At 34.4% G+C, this 17,178-nt stretch carries 20 protein-coding genes; 10 read left to right on the top strand and 10 right to left on the bottom strand.

Annotated elements, in window-relative coordinates:
• Positions 1 to 8: 8 nt before the first annotated feature.
• Complete coding sequence (locus B5V89_RS12930; RefSeq protein ID WP_108072355.1) at positions 9 to 743, top strand: AzlC family ABC transporter permease; 735 nt, start codon at positions 9 to 11, stop codon at positions 741 to 743.
• The gene (locus B5V89_RS12925) at positions 734 to 1,060 is read left to right on the top strand and encodes an AzlD domain-containing protein (protein WP_066228046.1); all 327 of its coding nucleotides are present in this window, start codon (positions 734 to 736) and stop codon (positions 1,058 to 1,060) included. Before B5V89_RS12930 ends, B5V89_RS12925 begins: the two co-directional genes overlap by 10 nt.
• A 518-nt stretch (positions 1,061 to 1,578) precedes the next feature.
• On the opposite strand, the gene B5V89_RS12920 is transcribed toward B5V89_RS12925, so the two are convergent.
• Entirely contained in the window at positions 1,579 to 2,064 is a 486-nt protein-coding gene (locus tag B5V89_RS12920) for a peptide ABC transporter substrate-binding protein (protein WP_066228049.1), read from the bottom strand.
• Between the two features lie 349 nt (positions 2,065 to 2,413).
• On the opposite strand from B5V89_RS12920, the gene B5V89_RS12915 reads away from it, so the two are divergent.
• Positions 2,414 to 2,734: a hypothetical protein gene (locus B5V89_RS12915; protein ID WP_108072354.1), complete on the top strand. Its 321-nt coding sequence runs from the start codon at positions 2,414 to 2,416 to the stop codon at positions 2,732 to 2,734.
• A 28-nt stretch (positions 2,735 to 2,762) separates the two neighbouring features.
• Here B5V89_RS12915 and istB read toward each other — a convergent pair whose 3' ends face one another.
• The 3 genes from istB to istA all read right to left on the bottom strand — a co-directional run bounded on the left by istB (position 2,763) and on the right by istA (position 5,083).
• Positions 2,763 to 3,518 carry an IS21-like element helper ATPase IstB gene (istB, locus tag B5V89_RS12910; RefSeq protein ID WP_066232043.1) on the bottom strand — a complete coding sequence of 252 codons (756 nt, stop codon included), beginning with the start codon at positions 3,516 to 3,518 and terminating at the stop codon, positions 2,763 to 2,765.
• Positions 3,515 to 3,679, bottom strand: a complete 165-nt coding sequence (locus B5V89_RS20465) for a hypothetical protein (protein ID WP_244913496.1) — start codon at positions 3,677 to 3,679, stop codon at positions 3,515 to 3,517. The genes istB and B5V89_RS20465 overlap by 4 nt, the downstream gene beginning before the upstream one ends.
• A gap of 123 nt (positions 3,680 to 3,802) precedes the next feature.
• Positions 3,803 to 5,083: an IS21 family transposase gene (gene istA / locus B5V89_RS12905; RefSeq protein WP_244913495.1), complete on the bottom strand. Its 1,281-nt coding sequence runs from the start codon at positions 5,081 to 5,083 to the stop codon at positions 3,803 to 3,805.
• A 272-nt stretch (positions 5,084 to 5,355) separates the two neighbouring features.
• On the opposite strand from istA, the gene B5V89_RS12900 reads away from it, so the two are divergent.
• Complete coding sequence (locus B5V89_RS12900; protein WP_244913494.1) at positions 5,356 to 5,526, top strand: matrixin family metalloprotease; 171 nt, start codon at positions 5,356 to 5,358, stop codon at positions 5,524 to 5,526.
• A 20-nt stretch (positions 5,527 to 5,546) separates the two neighbouring features.
• A complete protein-coding gene (locus B5V89_RS12895) occupies positions 5,547 to 6,119 on the top strand; it encodes a hypothetical protein (protein WP_107920156.1) in 573 nt (190 codons plus the stop codon).
• Positions 6,120 to 7,033: 914 nt separating this feature from the next.
• On the opposite strand, the gene B5V89_RS12890 is transcribed toward B5V89_RS12895, so the two are convergent.
• Both B5V89_RS12890 and B5V89_RS12885 read right to left on the bottom strand, forming a co-directional pair.
• On the bottom strand, positions 7,034 to 8,254 hold the full coding sequence (locus B5V89_RS12890) for a CynX/NimT family MFS transporter (protein ID WP_066225811.1): 1,221 nt from the start codon (positions 8,252 to 8,254) through the stop codon (positions 7,034 to 7,036).
• 16 nt (positions 8,255 to 8,270) lie between these two features.
• Entirely contained in the window at positions 8,271 to 8,948 is a 678-nt protein-coding gene (locus B5V89_RS12885; protein ID WP_108072351.1) for a FadR/GntR family transcriptional regulator, read from the bottom strand.
• 437 nt (positions 8,949 to 9,385) lie between these two features.
• Between B5V89_RS12885 and B5V89_RS12880 the strand changes: the two genes are divergently transcribed.
• Together B5V89_RS12880 and B5V89_RS12875 are read left to right on the top strand one after the other, a co-directional pair.
• Positions 9,386 to 10,375 (top strand): DUF3231 family protein, encoded by a 990-nt coding sequence (locus B5V89_RS12880; protein WP_107920155.1) that lies wholly within the window; start codon positions 9,386 to 9,388, stop codon positions 10,373 to 10,375.
• A 271-nt stretch (positions 10,376 to 10,646) separates the two neighbouring features.
• Positions 10,647 to 12,359 carry a methyl-accepting chemotaxis protein gene (locus tag B5V89_RS12875; protein WP_108072349.1) on the top strand — a complete coding sequence of 571 codons (1,713 nt, stop codon included), beginning with the start codon at positions 10,647 to 10,649 and terminating at the stop codon, positions 12,357 to 12,359.
• 38 nt (positions 12,360 to 12,397) lie between these two features.
• Here B5V89_RS12875 and B5V89_RS12870 read toward each other — a convergent pair whose 3' ends face one another.
• Complete coding sequence (locus B5V89_RS12870; protein WP_066225814.1) at positions 12,398 to 12,817, bottom strand: acyl-CoA thioesterase; 420 nt, start codon at positions 12,815 to 12,817, stop codon at positions 12,398 to 12,400.
• A 161-nt stretch (positions 12,818 to 12,978) separates the two neighbouring features.
• Between B5V89_RS12870 and B5V89_RS12865 the strand changes: the two genes are divergently transcribed.
• The gene (locus tag B5V89_RS12865; RefSeq protein ID WP_066225817.1) at positions 12,979 to 13,545 is read left to right on the top strand and encodes a P-loop NTPase family protein; all 567 of its coding nucleotides are present in this window, start codon (positions 12,979 to 12,981) and stop codon (positions 13,543 to 13,545) included.
• Between the two features lie 27 nt (positions 13,546 to 13,572).
• Here B5V89_RS12865 and B5V89_RS12860 read toward each other — a convergent pair whose 3' ends face one another.
• Positions 13,573 to 14,538 carry a LacI family DNA-binding transcriptional regulator gene (locus tag B5V89_RS12860; RefSeq protein ID WP_108072348.1) on the bottom strand — a complete coding sequence of 322 codons (966 nt, stop codon included), beginning with the start codon at positions 14,536 to 14,538 and terminating at the stop codon, positions 13,573 to 13,575.
• A gap of 93 nt (positions 14,539 to 14,631) precedes the next feature.
• Between B5V89_RS12860 and B5V89_RS20110 the strand changes: the two genes are divergently transcribed.
• Together B5V89_RS20110 and B5V89_RS12855 are read left to right on the top strand one after the other, a co-directional pair.
• Positions 14,632 to 14,769 (top strand): hypothetical protein, encoded by a 138-nt coding sequence (locus B5V89_RS20110; RefSeq protein ID WP_160331394.1) that lies wholly within the window; start codon positions 14,632 to 14,634, stop codon positions 14,767 to 14,769.
• 31 nt (positions 14,770 to 14,800) lie between these two features.
• Positions 14,801 to 15,508, top strand: coding sequence for a DNA alkylation repair protein (locus tag B5V89_RS12855; protein WP_108072346.1), 708 nt, complete (start codon positions 14,801 to 14,803; stop codon positions 15,506 to 15,508).
• Between the two features lie 55 nt (positions 15,509 to 15,563).
• Here B5V89_RS12855 and B5V89_RS12850 read toward each other — a convergent pair whose 3' ends face one another.
• Together B5V89_RS12850 and B5V89_RS12845 are read right to left on the bottom strand one after the other, a co-directional pair.
• Positions 15,564 to 16,244 (bottom strand): amino acid ABC transporter permease, encoded by a 681-nt coding sequence (locus B5V89_RS12850; RefSeq protein WP_108072345.1) that lies wholly within the window; start codon positions 16,242 to 16,244, stop codon positions 15,564 to 15,566.
• 12 nt (positions 16,245 to 16,256) lie between these two features.
• The gene (locus tag B5V89_RS12845; protein ID WP_108072343.1) at positions 16,257 to 17,111 is read right to left on the bottom strand and encodes a transporter substrate-binding domain-containing protein; all 855 of its coding nucleotides are present in this window, start codon (positions 17,109 to 17,111) and stop codon (positions 16,257 to 16,259) included.
• Between the last annotated feature and the right edge of the window lie 67 nt (positions 17,112 to 17,178).

Raw genomic sequence — 17,178 nt, 5'->3', positions numbered from 1 at the left:
GAGGAGAAGTGAATCAAGAGATACTTAAGTTAAAGACGAATACATATTCCAACACGGAAGAAAGCTTTTGGAAAGGTGTAAAAGACTGTGTTCCGACATTACTTGGATATTTAAGTATTGGGTTTGCGGCGGGTGTTGTGGAAAAAACAGCGGGATTAAGTATTATGGAGATTGCACTTCTCAGTATTTTTGTTTATGCGGGATCAGCCCAATTTATTGCAGCAGGCATGATTGCTATGGGTAGTCCGGTTTCAGCAATTATTTTTACGATTCTCTTTGTAAATCTTCGTCATTTTTTACTCAGCGCCGCCTTATCGCCTTATTTTCGACATTTATCTCCGTGGAAAAATGTGTATGTAGGTAGCTTGTTAACGGATGAAACATTTGGTGTAGCCATCAATCAACTCTCAAATAAAAAGTTTGGTAGCTATAAATGGATGGTCGGCTTAAATCTAACCGCCTATTTAAATTGGATCGTAGCTAATATTGCAGGTGGATTCTTTGGGAATTGGATCCCCAATCCGGAAAAGTTCGGTTTAGATTTTGCCTTGCCTGCTATGTTTATCGGTTTACTTGTGCTTCAAATTTTAAGTCAAAAAAAATACTTTGTAGATATCATGGTTATTCTTAGTGCCGTGATTATTGTAGTAGCCGTAAGCTTTATTTTTTCAGGAAGTGTAGGTGTTATAGTTGCTACAATTCTAGGAGCAACGATTGGGATGGTGATTGAAAAATGGAAATAAGATATACCATTTTATTAGTCATTTTTGGATGCGCACTAGTCACATTTATTCCGAGGGTTCTTCCTTTAATGGTTTTGAGTCGTATCCAGCTTCCGGACTGGGCGATTAGTTGGTTAAAGCATGTCCCAGTAGCCGTCATGGCTGCGTTACTTGCACAATCCCTTTTATTTTCAAATGACAAACTAGCACTCTATGAAAATAGTCTTAATTTAGTCGTATCGTTGCCCGTTTTTTTAGTGGCTATTTTTACGAGGAGTTTATTAGGTACCGTTTTGACAGGGATTATATGTATGATGTTATTTCGTTTTATATTTTAGGCTATTTTCGTATATTTTGTTAATTTTGAGGGAAAAATATTTAACATTACTCGATCTGAGATATTAACAAAAAATTATGCCCGTAGTTAAACAAAATTTAGGATTTGCAACTAGTACGAAATTGTAACAGGTAATAACAGGCATTCGATTATTTCAATCTTTTAGAAAGTGCACTTATATTAGATTAGTCTTAGCCCTTTAAAATATTTGAATTTGGAGGGTTTTCCAAGTGTTGCCTTTTACCTGAATACTTTTCACACAAATTCTTAACACACAATTTTGTTTACTTTAATGACAACAGCCTTTTAATTGCAATTCAAAAAATAAATTATACTATTAAACTGTTTTTATACGGAACTTTTTAAAGCTACTAAGCTAGCGATCCAAACGAAAAACCCCGAAATTTGACTCAATTTGGTCGAATTTCGGGGATTCGTTGTTTTATTACTTTCTCTGTATGATTGTCATGTTAAATAAATAGATAATCCATATTAAAATTAACGGTCAGTAAGTAAATATTAACTTTTCTGAGTTTCTTTTGACTCTTTAACTTTCCATTCCCCATCTTTAAAATGAATTTTTGTTTCCACAACAGTAGAACCTTTGCCAGAACGATATTTGGACCCTTCAAATAAAACATTATTAAAAGGTTTATAATCAACCTTTTTAATTCTTAATAATACTCCATCTAAAGACATGGTATTAGAATTGAATAAACCTTTTTCTTTTAATTCGTCTAATGACATATCAATAACTTCAACTTTATACTTTTCCTTAAAATAACTTAATATTTCGCTTTTATCCTGTTTTGTTAATTCATCAAAATTCTTCATATCAATAGCTATATATTTCATATCACTACTCAATTCTTTATCTTTTTCCATTATAGAGTCTAATGCAATTTTATATATTTCTACTAAATGTTCCTTAGGATTTTCCTTTTTAGAACAAGCAGCAAGAGATAAAAATAGAGTAAATATTATAATAGATTGTATGATCTTCATTCGATTCGCTCCTTCATTGTAATTATTTTGTTTTTATTTTCTATTCGTTTCTCCTTTAGTTAGTAAGTCCAAACCCTAGTTGTAAAATTTTTATGAAACTGAAAGCCTTTTTAATAACTCCTCTCTTCTTATATTCTATATAAAATAAAAAAATCCTAGTGCTAAACCTTCTTTATTTTTAAACACTTACATATCCCATATATACCTTTGACATTAGGATACTAAAACAGTCTTTGAAATAATGGTTACTTGAATTTTTTTGAATAGATAAAATATTATGATTTACAACTCACTCTATTAAAGGTTATAATTTGGTAAAATGTATAAAAATATATTAGGAGTGATGATTATGAAAAAAAGGAATATTATGATCATGTTAACTGTTTTAATTATTTGTTTGCCTATAATTCTTAGTAATAATGTTGCAAATGCTTATGTTATAAGCGATTGGAAAAAACAGTCTCGTCCAAAAGGTCTATTATATAATATACACAGTTCAGTGAGTGATGCTGGTTTTTCAAGTTATGCTTCTAATGGTGCCAAGGCGTGGAACGCCTCAAGCAAAATAGAATTTGTTGGTACTTCATCTCAACCTGGACTTTCAGATGTGTACTTTACTTTTAGTAATGTAACTACTGACGATTACGCAACTGCTGTGACCGTCAAGTAGAATGTTACAATTTTCGATAATTTATTTTTTACACTTTTTCAGTAAAAATAGTAGCTCGATGTTTCATTCGATAGCTATCACCATTTAAGTGAATGACTTCTGCCCGATGGATAAGCCTATCCAAAATGGCTGTCGTTATCGCTGGATCCCCTAATAACTCACCCCACTCCTTTGGAGCTTTATTGGAGGTCAAGATTATAGAGGATCGGTTGTATAAGTCATTGATTAAATGGAAAAATAGGTTCGCTTCATGCTGATCCATTGCCATAAACATAAGATCATCAATGATGACTAAGTCCGCAGTACGGATTCTTTTCATTTTGGTCTGTGCTTTCCTTGAAATTTCCTGCGTTTTTAAGGCATGAACCAACTCTCCCATGGTGATAAACATAACCTTATGACCTTGATTGATTGCTTCTAATCCTAATCCAACTGATAAGTGTGTTTTGCCTATGCCTGGCGGTCCAAGCAGAATAATATTATATAATTGTTCAATCCATGTTAATTCTCTCAGATGATTCAATTGCTTTTGACTTAATGATTGTTGTTCTTCTAAATGAAATTCATCCAGTGTTTTTTGAAAAGGGAAGGCTGCCCATTTCAGCCTTTTTTCCAATTGTTTTTCCTCTCTTCGTTTTTGCTCATATTCCAAAATGCTGTAAAGAAAGGAAAGATAGGTTGATTCGTTTGTCTCAGCTTGTTTGACAAACTGAGACAAAGAATGGGCTGCTTCTGATAAATGGAGGGTTTTTAAAAGCTCTTCCGATTTCTTTAATGGGCTCATTTTTCTCCCTCCAATACAGCTATATATTCATTTACATCTCTTTTTTGGGCATAGGTTTGAATAATAAACGCATTTTGACCATGGAATGGTTTAATTTTACCCTCTTCATTACGGACATCTGTAACATTTAATGGTCGTTGCCGTTTGATATACTGAATCATATCGACAAAATCTGTTGCACAAAAAAGCCTTTTATCTACACACTCCTCCAAGGCCTGGTTAGATATTTCTTGCGGCGTCCTTTTTAGCTGATTCATGATGATCTGTAATTGATCACGTATATATCAAGGATATCGATCCCTGATTTCCTTCAGAAAACATTGTGCCAGATGGGAATCGGTAAAATAACTGGCTACTGTATCCATGTAGGCGTCGATTCCTTTTGATCTATCTCTAGTATGTTGCCGGTCTTGAATCAATTGACCTTTCCCATGACAAATTTTATGTTCGGCCATTAACGGGCCATTGGGAGATGCATATATAAGCAGATGTTCTTCGGTTCTTTGTATATATACCTTTTCTTGTTTATTAAATGTACCTAGAGGAACAGAATATCGGTTGGACTGATATCGGATTGTATTGTCCCGGCGAACCGTTCTTGTTATACTAGATACAGGTTTTACATTACTGAATTCTAACGGGTTAGGGACTGGTCTTAAATGGTGTTTTTCTTCTTGAAACACTTCGACCGGTCTTTTTTTTGTAGTCTGATGAATTTTATAGTTCCCTGTACGATTAAGCCATTTCCACGAATCTTCATTCCAGCGATCGATATTGGTAAATATCCGATGCTTGGCGAAATTTTTCTTGATATATCCGACTACATTTTCAATTCTCCCTTTGCTTTCTGGATCTGCTTTGCGACAAATCCTTACCTTTAAACCACGCTGTTGGCGGTACACTTCAAATTCCTTTGTGTAAATAAGGTTTCCCCCATTTTCACTGACGACAATGACTGAATCCTGGTCATATACCATTTCATGTGGAATCCCTTCAAACCACTTAAATGCATTTTCATGGGCATTTATCAAATCTCTTGTTGTAAAAGGCCTATCTAGCCATTCTACATACTTATAACGTGAATGCGATAAGACAAAAGCTATGAAATAAAGTTTTGCTTTCTTCCTTTCAGGGGTCTCCTGTATGGTTTCTCCAAAATCCACTTGTGCTTGTTCCCCCATGGCCATTTCTGGAACAGCTTCATAGTCACGAACACGAATTTCTTTTGGAAGATCATAATCTTCTCGAAGTTTCCTGACATAGCCCCTGACAGTGCTCTCCGATATCTCCAAGGAAGAATCTCTCTCTCTTAACCAATCTTCCACTTGGGCAGCCGACATGTCTGGATTCTCTTTGAGCCAGGATAAAATCTTATCCTTATATGGATCCAATTTTTTCGACCTGACTTGGAGGGAATCTACCCAGTCTGCCATTTCTTTCGGATCCTTTTGAAGGTATCGATACAGAGTAGGTCGGGAAATTCCTAACTTTTTGGCTATTTTTGCTTTACTGAACCCTTGCTTTAATAATTGACGAATGTCTACATACACTTCAAACTTGTCCACCTTTCATGTCCTCCATCACTGTAAATCATCATCAACGAATAAAATATAACAGTGATAGAGAAATATTTTAATAGGAACGGATGTTAGTAAGTTCTGATTTTTCTTTGTCCTCCTGCCCTAGGGCAGGAGGACAAAGAATCTAACCATCCAAGTTTAAAAGTGTAAAATATTATTTATCGGAAACTGTTAAATCTAGTTTATCAGTCACAACTGCTTATGGAAGTAAGAGTAGTTCTCAAGTAAGAATTACCTTTTGGAAGGATTTTAAAGGATTGAGTGCTACTCGTAAGACAGAAACTGCAGTCCATGAAGTTGGACATGCTTTAGGTTTAGATCATACTCAAAAAGCTAATAATTCAATATCTGTTATGAGAAAAACTGGATTTAATGATAAAAAAACACCACTGTCCGATGATTGGGCCGGAATTAATAAAATTTATTAATAAAAGGGGTGACAGAAACAATGAAAAAAAAGACATTACTAATTATTCCAGGTATATTAATAGTTTTTATGGCTTCAATATTCTTTTATATGAAAATAGAAGCTTCTAAAATTCAAACACCTAAAGATTCATTTGCAGAAGCAAAAACTGATGGCTTTAAAGATTTAAATGAACTTGCAGAAAAAACACCAGTAATCGTGAAAGGAAAAAAAATCAACGAGGAACAGGTAGTTGATTATATTGGTGGAATTGCTAGTGGTTATACTCGTACTGAATTTAAAATCAGTGAAATTATTAAAAATGAAACTTCAAAAGAATTAAATAATAATGATATTATTACTGTAATTGAAAGTGCATTCTACGATGCTAAAAACAATACTAATGTTCATGTTAATGGTTATCAATTAATGAATATCGATGATGAATACCTCTTGTATATGATATATGATAGTGAAAATGATACGTATGCACCAAGAGGAGTGACCTTTGGGAAGATTCCTTTAGAAACAAATCAAACCGAAATTTTAAATAATGGTTCTAATATGGACTCTATTAATGTTATTAAGGAAGGTCAAAAAAAATATCAAAAATAAAAAATCGCTTTTAAGGAAAAGTTATCCTCAATTAGATATTAAAAATTTCAAAACGTTGATATATTCATGTTTTTAACATTTTCTATCATGTATAATTTAATTAAAATCGGTAGTTCGAAAAAGCCAGTGATCACAATATTTCACTGACTTTCGGAACTACCGATAATTTTTGATTATGTTAACTAATTGAGAACTGTATAAGCAAATATACAATCTTTCCTTCTTTACAAAAAAATCCTCCACATATACTGGGACCCTACTGCATCATCACATTTTTTACAACGAACTTATTAATAATTATCTTATCAAATCTTTCACCTGTCTATAGGCATGTTCATATGATATACTAACTAGAAATTCTGAAATTAGTTTTTCGATTTCATTAAATTTATTTTTTACCAGAAACCAAGATACATTACGTGTATTTTTTAACTCTACTATAAGTTTTATCTAACTATGATGAGCCTTTCTCAGTTCATTTAATAACTTCTTTATGATTTTTGACTGATAAATTATTGACTTTATAAAGAGGTGTTTATGCAACTTAAAACTCAATTGGGGAATATGTAAAGTAGTAAAAAACTAGATTTTATAAACTAGATTTCGGTTTTAAAAGTAAATCTATTATTTGAGGTTGCTAGACCTTAAAATTTATAATACACTTGTACGGAAAAATGAAAAGAACTTTGACGTGTTTAAGTGATGTTCGTAGCATATTTAAACCTAGGCAGGAAAAACGCTTGTCAAAGTTCTTTAGATTAACATAATTATACGATATTTCTAATGTATAATCCCATTCAATTCAAGAAGGAAATGTTTCCAAACGAGAAAACATTTAGAAAAGGGAGATAAAAATTGTTGATTAAAGGAAGCGTGACGGTAATCCGCTTCGCCCACTTCTTTCATTTTTTAAATTAATTCGTTGAAACATATCCTTTTTTTCCAGCACTTATACCTGTTACAAGAATAAGGAAGGAAACGATAATTAACATCCATAGAGGCATTGTCCAGCTATGAAATGTATCATGTAGAATTCCGAACAATGTTGGTCCAGCTGCCGCAAGAAGGTAACCAAATGATTGGGCCATTCCGGATAATTCTGCGGCTTCATGTGTACTTCTTGTACGAAGACTGAAGAACATCATAGCCAAACTAAATGCAAATCCTCCTGCAATACCTATCATTATCACCCATAATGGAATCAGCGCCTCACTGCCGTAAAGAATTCCGAACATACCAGCGATGAATAGCACTCCTGTTATTGCCACTAATAAAAGCTGGTTCTTCATTCGTCCAGCTAAAATTGGAACGATAAAGGTAAATGGAATGACAGCAAACTGCATTAATGAGAGCATCCATCCTGCTGAATTAGAACTAACCCCTTGCTGTACGAGTATTTCTGGCAACCAAGCGACAATCGTGTAGAAGATAAGTGATTGCAGTCCCATAAAGATGGTTACTTGCCAGGCGAGTTTAGATTTCCACAAGTTAATAGATTGCTTTTTTTCTGATTCCTTTTTCATTGGCTTTTGTCTTGAACGAATTTGTGGAATCCAAAAAAGAATAGAAATGAGTGCAAATAGGCCCCAGTAACCAAGAGCTCCATGCCATCCTATTTTTAAAGAAATAGGGGTACTTAATCCCGATGCAATAGCCCCACAAAGGTTCATTGAAACTGCATAAATGCCGGTCATGACACCAAGATTTTGAGGAAATTTATGCTTGATCACACTTGGTAACAAGACATTACAAATAGCAATGCCTAAGCCAACTAAGACGGTCCCTGCAAATAACGTACCGACGCCCGGAATGGTTCTTAAAACAATGCCAGCAGTCAATAAAATTAGTGAAACGAACAGCGTACCTTCCATGCCATATTTACGAGATAATTTTGGTGCGAATGGGGAAAGTAAGGCAAAAGCAAGTAATGGAACGGTTGTCAAAGTACCTGCTAGTATATTAGATATTCCTAAACTGTCACGAATCGATGAAATTAATGGTCCCACAGCTGTTATTGGTGCTCTTAAGTTTGCCCCAATAAAAATAATACCGATTATTAGTAATAATGTTTTTGATTTTACACTAATTTTAGTTTGCTGATGCTCTTGGTGAATAGATACTTGATGTAATCCCATGATGAACCTCCATTTTTTATTTCAATGTTTCTTTAAATTGAGCAATATACTCATTAACTGAGTCAGTCGCTTGACTAGAGTTTTGTTCTAAAATAGCCTCAATAAGCTTTTCATGGATTCCTATATGAAAATCGGTGTGTGTAGTAATGTCCGCTAAGTTTTGGATCGATGTTTGGAGAGGGATTGTCATATGTTCATATAAATCGATCAAAATACTATTATGAGATGCCTCTACAATCGATTTGTGTAACTCGAAATCTGCTTCTACATATAATTTGCTATTCCCTTGTTCAGCTGCAATTTGGCAAGCCTTTAATTTTTCTTGCAATCGATTAATATCTTCTTTGTCCCTTCGCATTGCTGCTAATTGTGCGGCTTCCCTTTCAAGCGCATGCCTAACTTCTAAGGTTTCTAATAGATTTGCTTTTTGAATTCTTTTTTCGAGAGCAGCTCCAAGGACACTCGATGAACAGACAAATGTACCGCTCCCTTGCTTCGTCTGAAGAAGTCCTGCATGTACGAGAGCTCGAATAGCCTCTCTCAATGTATTGCGACTTACATCAAATTGTTGCATTAATTCTAATTCAGGTGGAATTTTACTCCCAACTGGCCATGAATTCGACTCAATTAAAGTTTCCATTTGGGAAACGATTTGCTCTACTAATGATAAACGGTTAGTTTTGGATATATCCAAGAATTCACACCTCTAATTTGTAGGATGATTGGTTCATTGGGTAATTTAACATGTTTTTATGAAAAAGTAAATGGATTAAATTTTTCTCCTAAAAAAAAGGAGTGCACAATCTCATCTGTGCGCTCCTTTTACTAACTTTTAAATGGCATTTTTATGAAAGAATAGAGATGTTCATTAACCCATTAAATCTATGAAGGATCTGTTGTACAAGTCTCCTCAAATTATATATGAGTAATTGTAAAATTGTCTCAAGATTTCTCATAGGTTACCCCTCCAAATAAAAGTTAGTTTGGTGATATCACCGTATTTATTGTTTGTATTTTCCATTGAATATATGTATAAGACTAGGGATGTTTCTACTGGTTGTACAACTGAATGAATAATAAAAGTGGCTTTGGAAAATCTAGTAAAAAGATTTAAAACTGAGGTGAGCGAATATGCCGAATCAACCTACTATTTCTTCAAGCGAAGTGGGTACATTATGGTTAACATATCAGGAAAAGACATTTATTCTTCGTTTATTAGAATATTTAATTCCTAAGGCAGATGATCATAAATCCGAAAAAATTATGACTGATTTATATAAGGATTTAGATAAAAATGTGGAAAGAATTAAACATATTTTTGAAAAAGCAGGATCTGCATTGCCGGTCGGGTTTACTTCTCAAGACGTAAATGTTGAAGCACCGAGACTATTTGAAAATGGACTGGATATTATGTTTCTTCGGATGATAAAAGAAGTTAGTATGGGGCTGTATACACTTAATATGGGAAAGGCCTATCGTGAGGATATCATTAATCTCTATAAGGATTTAACAGCAATTACTCAAGGATGTTATAATAAATGTACGCAATATTTGTTAGAAAAAGGAATGCTTACTCGCCCTCCTTTTGTACCTATGCCTAAGACAAATGAATTTATAAACGATATGAAGTATTTAAGCGGGTTAAATTTACTAAGTAATGCAAGGCATATAAATACGATTGAACTTTCATCACTATTTCATGGCATGGAATCGAATAATTTGGGTATGACGTTAATGTTTGCTTTTACACAGGTAGCTGAAGCAAAAGAGGTAAAACAGTACTTTCATAAAGGTATGGAGATTTCCAAGAAAATTCTTAAGCAATTTGGTGAAATTCTTTTAGAAGATGATATTACCCCTACTATTTCATCCGTAGGAAACGTATCAAGTTCGAAGATAAGCCCATTTTCAGATAAGTTCATGCTGTATTGTAATAGCTTACTTTGTAATCTTAGTCTCGGGGGAAATGCATTCGGATTTGCCTTTAGTCTACGAAATGATTTACAGTTGAAGGCCTTATTGGCTGCAAAGGATGTTGCTGATTACGCGAATGATGGAAATAAACTTATGGTGAAAAATGGATGGCTGGAAAAGCCGCCAGCGACTAATTTAGAACGTTAAAATAAGCATAGTTATCGAAATAAAAAGATTGCAATGGCATGATCTTTACCCATTGCATTCTTTTTTTTAATTTGTGTGTTGATCATTTAGTGAGTCCGAACGTTCAAACCCAAGTAAGCGGGTTCCTTTTTGGATCGTCATATTTTGTAGAAAAATGTCGAAACTCTATAAAACATTACTGTTTTTTGTCGATACATAAAATGTATAAATAAAATAATTTGAAAATCTAGCAATGGAGAGCGTTTAATTTCAATCATAAGGAGAATGTTTTGTGGGTTTACTAAGAAATTTAAAAACAGCTAAGAAATTAGCATTATTAATTGCTATAGAAATTTTAGCATTAGTACTAGTTGGAGTAATGAGCCTTATCTTCATGAAAAATATTGCGAACGAAACAGAAAAAATGTTTACCCATCGGTTTATTCCAAACCAATGGCTAGGAAAAGTAATTGAAGATAATCGTGCAATTGATGAAGATATTTTGGAGTTAATGATTACAAAAAATTCAATTCGAAATAAAGAGATGATTGATGATATTGTAACATTGCAAAAAGAAATAAATGACGTGATGGAAAAGCTATTTTCAGCAAAACTTACACCTGCAGAAATGGAAAAACTTGAGGCTTACAAAAAAAGTGATATAGACTTACAAAAATTACAAGAAAAAGTGATTCAATTAGCGCGGAATAATCAAAATACAGAAGCTTATCAGCTATATACCGCTGAATTACTGCCACAAGTAGAATTAGTGAATACGACGCTTAAGGATTTACAAAAATTAAATGAAAAAGTGGCAGATCAATTAAACGATAATAATAAACAAACAATTAATAATGCAATCCTTCTAGTTATCTTAATAAGTGCAATTTCTATAATAGTATTAATCTTGATTGGATTGTTTATTACAAAAATGATCGTTAAGCCTACCAATCATATTGCTAAACTACTATCCAAAGCTGAGAATGGAGATTTTACAGTAAAAGGAACGTACCAATCTAAAGATGAGATTGGAAAATTAACAGCTTCTTTCAATAATATGATTAGCGGCCTACAAGGTATAATCAAGACCGTAAGAGATACTTCACAACAAGTGGCTGCGGCATCTGAAGAACTAACTGCCAGTGCAGATCAAACAACAGCCGCAACGGAACATGTCGCAACGGCTATTCAAGAAATTGCAAGTGGTGCGGAACAATCTTCTGTGAAAATAGAGGAAAACTCGAATTCACTAAATGAAATTTTACACGGAGTTACACGTATTGCTGAAAGCTCAACGAATGTTTCCGAATTATCAAGAGAGACATCGATAGAGGCTGAAGAAGGCGGTAATTCGGTAGAAGGTACATTATCACAGATAAAATTCATTCATGAATCAGTGAGTAACCTAAATGAAGTAATTCAAACACTTTCGAATCGTTCAAATGAAATAGGTAAGATTCTCGATGTAATTAGTGGTATTTCAGATCAAACAAATCTCCTTGCACTTAACGCAGCGATCGAAGCAGCCCGCGCCGGCGAACATGGGAAAGGCTTTGCGGTGGTTGCAGATGAGGTAAAAAAACTGGCTGAGCAGTCTCAAACCTCAACTCAATCCATCGCCAATATTATTAATAGCATTCAAATGGATATTAAAAATTCACTAGAAATGATGAATGAAGTAACAAACAATGCAGAGCAAGGTGTTACAGTCACTATTGAAACATCCCAAAAGTTTAAGGCAATAATTGATCAAACAAAAAATATTGCCCCACAAATTGAGGAAATTACTGCAACAGTACAACAAATATCAGCTAGTGTAGAAGAAGTTTCCACATCCGCTAAAGAGGTATCGATGCATTCACAAGAAAACGCATCAAGCTCTGAAGAAGTTGCTGCATCTACAGAACAGCAACTAGCTTCAATGGAGGAAATAAACTCTTCTGCAAGAGCCCTTGCTTCTACAGCAGAAGAATTAAAAGAGTTAGTGAATAAATTTATTGTTTAAAAGCATTCGAAAGCGAGCCGACAAACGATCGGCTCGCTTTATTTTCTCTTAATTTCTTCATATTTTTGAAACCATTCAGGAAATACCTTTTTGAATTGGACTGGTTTAAAGTCTTCTTTTCTCACAACAATATGTGTTGTTGTTCCTTCCGCACATATTTCATCTTCTCCGTTTACAATCGTAAATCCATAGATTGTCCTCAAATTTTTGTTTTCTTCCACCCAGGTTTTTACAATTACTTTATCGCCGTATTTAATAGATTTTTTATAAGTTATTTCTAGATTATATACGGGTGCATAATAACCCGACTTTTCCATATCGAGATAATTATAACCGACATCCTCGATAAGTTTTGTCCTGCCAAGCTCGATCCACTTTACATAATTCCCATGGTAGATAACTCCCATCATATCTGTATCTGCGTAAGACAGTTGGATTTCAATCGATGAAATGTACATATTTGAAACTCCTTTAATAGTAAATTTGATTCTAAAATATAGTATATATTTTTTTCGCGTTTTTGAAAAAAAGACCGAGCAGCCACTTGCACCAAGAAATGGATTTTGGTAAGATGTTTGTCTTGAATAAAATGAATATTATGATAAAAGGAGGTGTATGAATGAAACGTATAATGATTATGGGAGTATCTGCAGGAGTTGGAAAGTCTACTTTTGCTAGAAAGCTAGGTGATATTTTGCAAATTGATGTTTACCATTTGGATGCACATTATTGGAAGCCGGGTTGGGTTGAAGCAACAGTAGATGAGTTTCGTGGAGCTCAAGAAGAAGTTGTGAAAAAAGAACAATGGATTATTGAGGGGAACTACACAGGTACATACGACATTCGAGCTTCCCGTGCAGACACGATTATCTACTTGGAGCTTCCTCTATCCGTTTGTTTATTTCGGGTGATAAAGAGATTCCTCATGAATATCGGAAGAACCCGTCCCGACATGGGAAAAGGATGCAAAGAAAAAATAGACTACCAGTTTATTAAATTTATTATTTCCACTTATTATCCACGGAAGAATAAAATGGCGGACCGTTTTAATGCCTTCCAATCTTCAGCAGCAGAAAGAAAAGTCATCATGTTAAAAAACAAACGGGCAATAAATGATTACTTGCACGAGACTAGATTAAAATATTCGTCGAAAAAAGAAATATTTCCCGAGAAATTTATCGAATAATGTGGAAGCGGCAAAAAATTTGTTCGTTTAAACAGAATCACGTTCAATTAATTTAAAAGGTAAGATAAGTCTATTAGATTCATTTTCATATTTTTTAATTGATTGAACGGCTAGTCGTCCGATTTCTTTAGTCTGGATTTCGATTGTTGAAATCCCCATTATTTCAGAGATGGGCTGGTTATCAAAGCTTAAAATAGCGAAGTCTTTTGGAATACTTAAGCGATAATTTTTTGATGCTAATATTAACCCTGCGGCAACTTGGTCATTACCTACGAGAAACGCAGTTGGTTTTTCCGTTAATTGGATATATTTCAACAGGACCTCGCGTCCATCTTCAATCGTTAAACAGCGATCAAAAAGCCACTCATCTCGAACTTTTTGATTTAGTTTCTTCATCATAGTTTCGTACGCTCTTATTCTTTTTAAACTATTAGGACCTTCTTTTCTGCCAAGACAATAAGCAATTCGAGTATGCCCTTTGGAAACTAAATATTGAAGCCCAAATTGAAAGGCTTTTTCATGTGGGATACTAATTGAAGGAAATATAGCTTGATCAGAATCTTCACATAGAATGATAGGACCATATTCCTTGTATTCCTTTACTACTTCAAGAGATATGGCACGGGAGCAAAATACGAGTCCATCAATTAAATTCCCTCTTAGCATTTCAAGAGCGTCTAACTCTTTCGTTGTTTCATAATTTGTTTGAAACAGAATAAGCTGCTGATTATCTTTCATCGCTTCCTCGGCTATGCCATCTACGATACTACTGAAATAGGGATGATTGATGGTAGGGAGAACGACACCAATCATATTAGAAGTCCCTTTTGACAAATGAACGGCGTTTATATTCCTTTTATAATTTAATGCTTCCATTGCTTTTCGCACGGAATTCCTTTTTTCTTCACTCACATATGGGTGATTGTTGAGTACCCTTGAAACCGTTGTAACGGATACACCGGCAAGCTTTGCAATTTCACGAATATTTGCCATAAAAAAATTCCTTTCAGTAAAAAAATCAATCTTGACCTGAAACGCGTTTCATAAATTACCTTTTCCTTAATGAAGAAAAGGAGTGACTATGTCATGATTGAAGGGATTATTCTATTAATAGCATTGTGCATTTTTGAACTAATCTTAGCAAACATAGCATTGAAAGACAAAAAAGAGCATTTGATGGATTTTTATGAGTTTTTTGATATTAGTAAGAAGGATGGGTTATAATTTAAAAAATTAAATGCTGTGAGGTGAAAATATGACTTTACAAGAAATAATGGAAAAGTTAAAAGAACTGGGAACAGAGCAAACAAAGAAAACGTTCATTCGACATGGGGCAACGGAGCCGATTTTTGGGGTCAAAGTAGGTGATCTGAAAAAACTTGTTAAACACGTGAAAAAGGATCAAGAATTAGCTCTTTCATTATACGAAACTGGAAATTATGATGCGATGTATCTAGCAGGACTTACGGTAAATCCTAAATTTGTATCGAAAGAATTGCTGCAAAAATGGGTGAAACAGGCATATTGTTACGGATTAGCTGAATACTCGGTGGCGGGAGTGGCGGCGGAAACTAATTATGCCATTGATTTAGCTAGGGAATGGATTGAATCTGAGAATGAAACGATCGCTACTTGTGGATGGAGTACTTATACAAATTATCTTTCTATTACACCTGATGAGAATCTTGATATCGAAGAAGTTCGCCAATTATTAAATAGAATCGAGACAACGATTCACCAAGAAAAGAATCGAGTTCGATATACAATGAACAATTTTGTGATTGCGGTTGGAACGTTTGTAAAAGTGTTACACAAAGAGGCTTATGAAGTTGGAGAAAACATTGGGAAAGTTCAAGTAAATATCGGAGAAACCGCCTGCAAGGTTCCATTAGCAACAGAGTATATAAAAAAGGTAGAAGCACGAGGGAAAATTGGTTCTAAGAAAAAGACTTGTATATGCTAGGCAAGTATGAGCCACAAACCGAAAAAAAAAGATGGCTTCACTAATGCCATCTTTTTTAACTGCTTTGCATTTCATATCTTTTTTCAAGGTGATTTTGCATTACTGCTATGATTGAACAGATTCCCCAATAGATGAGCGCGACTAAAATATACATTGTCATATAATCTAATTCCCTTCCTCCAACAATTTTTGCTTTTTGAAGTAGTTCAGGGACAGTGATCATCGCAGCTAGCGAAGTACCTTTGACTAAATCCAGTAATACATTTGATAGTGGCGGTATGGCGATTTTGACAGCCTGTGGAAGAATAATCTTTCGCATCGTTTGCCAATAGGAAAGTCCAAGGGATGCAGATGCTTCCCATTGGCCTTTATCAACAGAGGCGATGGCTGAACGATTGATTTCTGCCATATACGCAGCACTATTTAGGCTAAAGCCGATAATCGCAGCCGTTACTGCTGTAAAAGTAATTCCAATCATCGGAAAGCCGAAATAAAGAATAAACAAGAGAACAATAATTGGGACACCACGCATAAAAGAGATATAAGTACGCGCTGGAAGCTGAAAAATATAATTTTTTGACATTCGACCAAGTGCAAGAAAAAATCCTAGCAATAACCCGAAGAACATACTGACTATAGAAATGAGTAAAGTATAGCCAATCCCTTTAATGACATAAGGAAAGGATTCAATGGCCAATTTTGTATTAAAGATATATTCCCATTGAATTGTTCCCATGTTTCTCTCTCCCTAGTATTTAAGATCTGGCTTTTTCGTTACATCATCGCCATCAAAAAATTGTTTAGAAATTTTCGTGATGGTCCCGTCATCAAGCATTTCCTGAATCGTTTTATTAATATGTTTCTTTAATTCTGTATTATCTTTTTTCATAATCATTCCGACACCTTCATCACGCGTATTAAATTTAAGATCAGGATGAATGGTGATATTTAATTTCGGAAATGCAGCAAGTGCAAGCTTTTGTAAATAGTAGTCATTAATAATGATATCTGTACGTCCAGAAGAAACATCACGTAAATATTGTTCATTTGTAGCATTATCATATGTGACTTCTTTTGCACCGTATTTACGAGCAATTTTCATATAAGTTGTTGTTGCTTCACCAGCAGCCGTTTTTCCTTTAATATCTTCGACTGTTTTTATTCCAGATAAATCATCTTTTCTCACAATAGCTGTTGCAAAAGAAAACTTATACGGTGTTGAAAAAGAAAATTTCTCTTTTCGTTCATCTGTAATAGCGATATCGTTTGCAGCGACATCGACTTTTCCACTATTAATAGAAGTGAGCATTCCGTCAAAGGCCATTTCGACAAAGTCCACTTTAAGTCCCATTCTTTTGGCCATTTCACGAACTACTTCAACCTCAAAGCCCGTTAATTTATCTGTTTTGGATTCATGGAAAGAAGCAGGATAAAGGGTCCCTGCAGTGGCAACAGTTATTTTTCCGTCTTTTTTTATTTTATCCCATGCGGTTTCTTTCTTTTCCTTGGAACTATCTGAATTCCCGCATGCGGCTGTTACAAAGGCTAAAGCCATTACTAATAAAACCATAATTCTGTGTTTAAAACGATGTGATTTCCGCATTATGTAACCCCCATATTTAACTTTAATCAGTAAAAACATAGCACTGAAGTGGGGATTATGCAAAGGA

The sequence above is a fragment of the Heyndrickxia sporothermodurans genome, assembly GCF_003055045.1.
GTDB lineage: Bacteria > Bacillota > Bacilli > Bacillales > Bacillaceae_C > Heyndrickxia > Heyndrickxia sporothermodurans.
The sequence above is the reverse complement of the archived record's forward strand: the minus strand, read 5'-3'. Positions and strand labels throughout refer to the sequence as shown.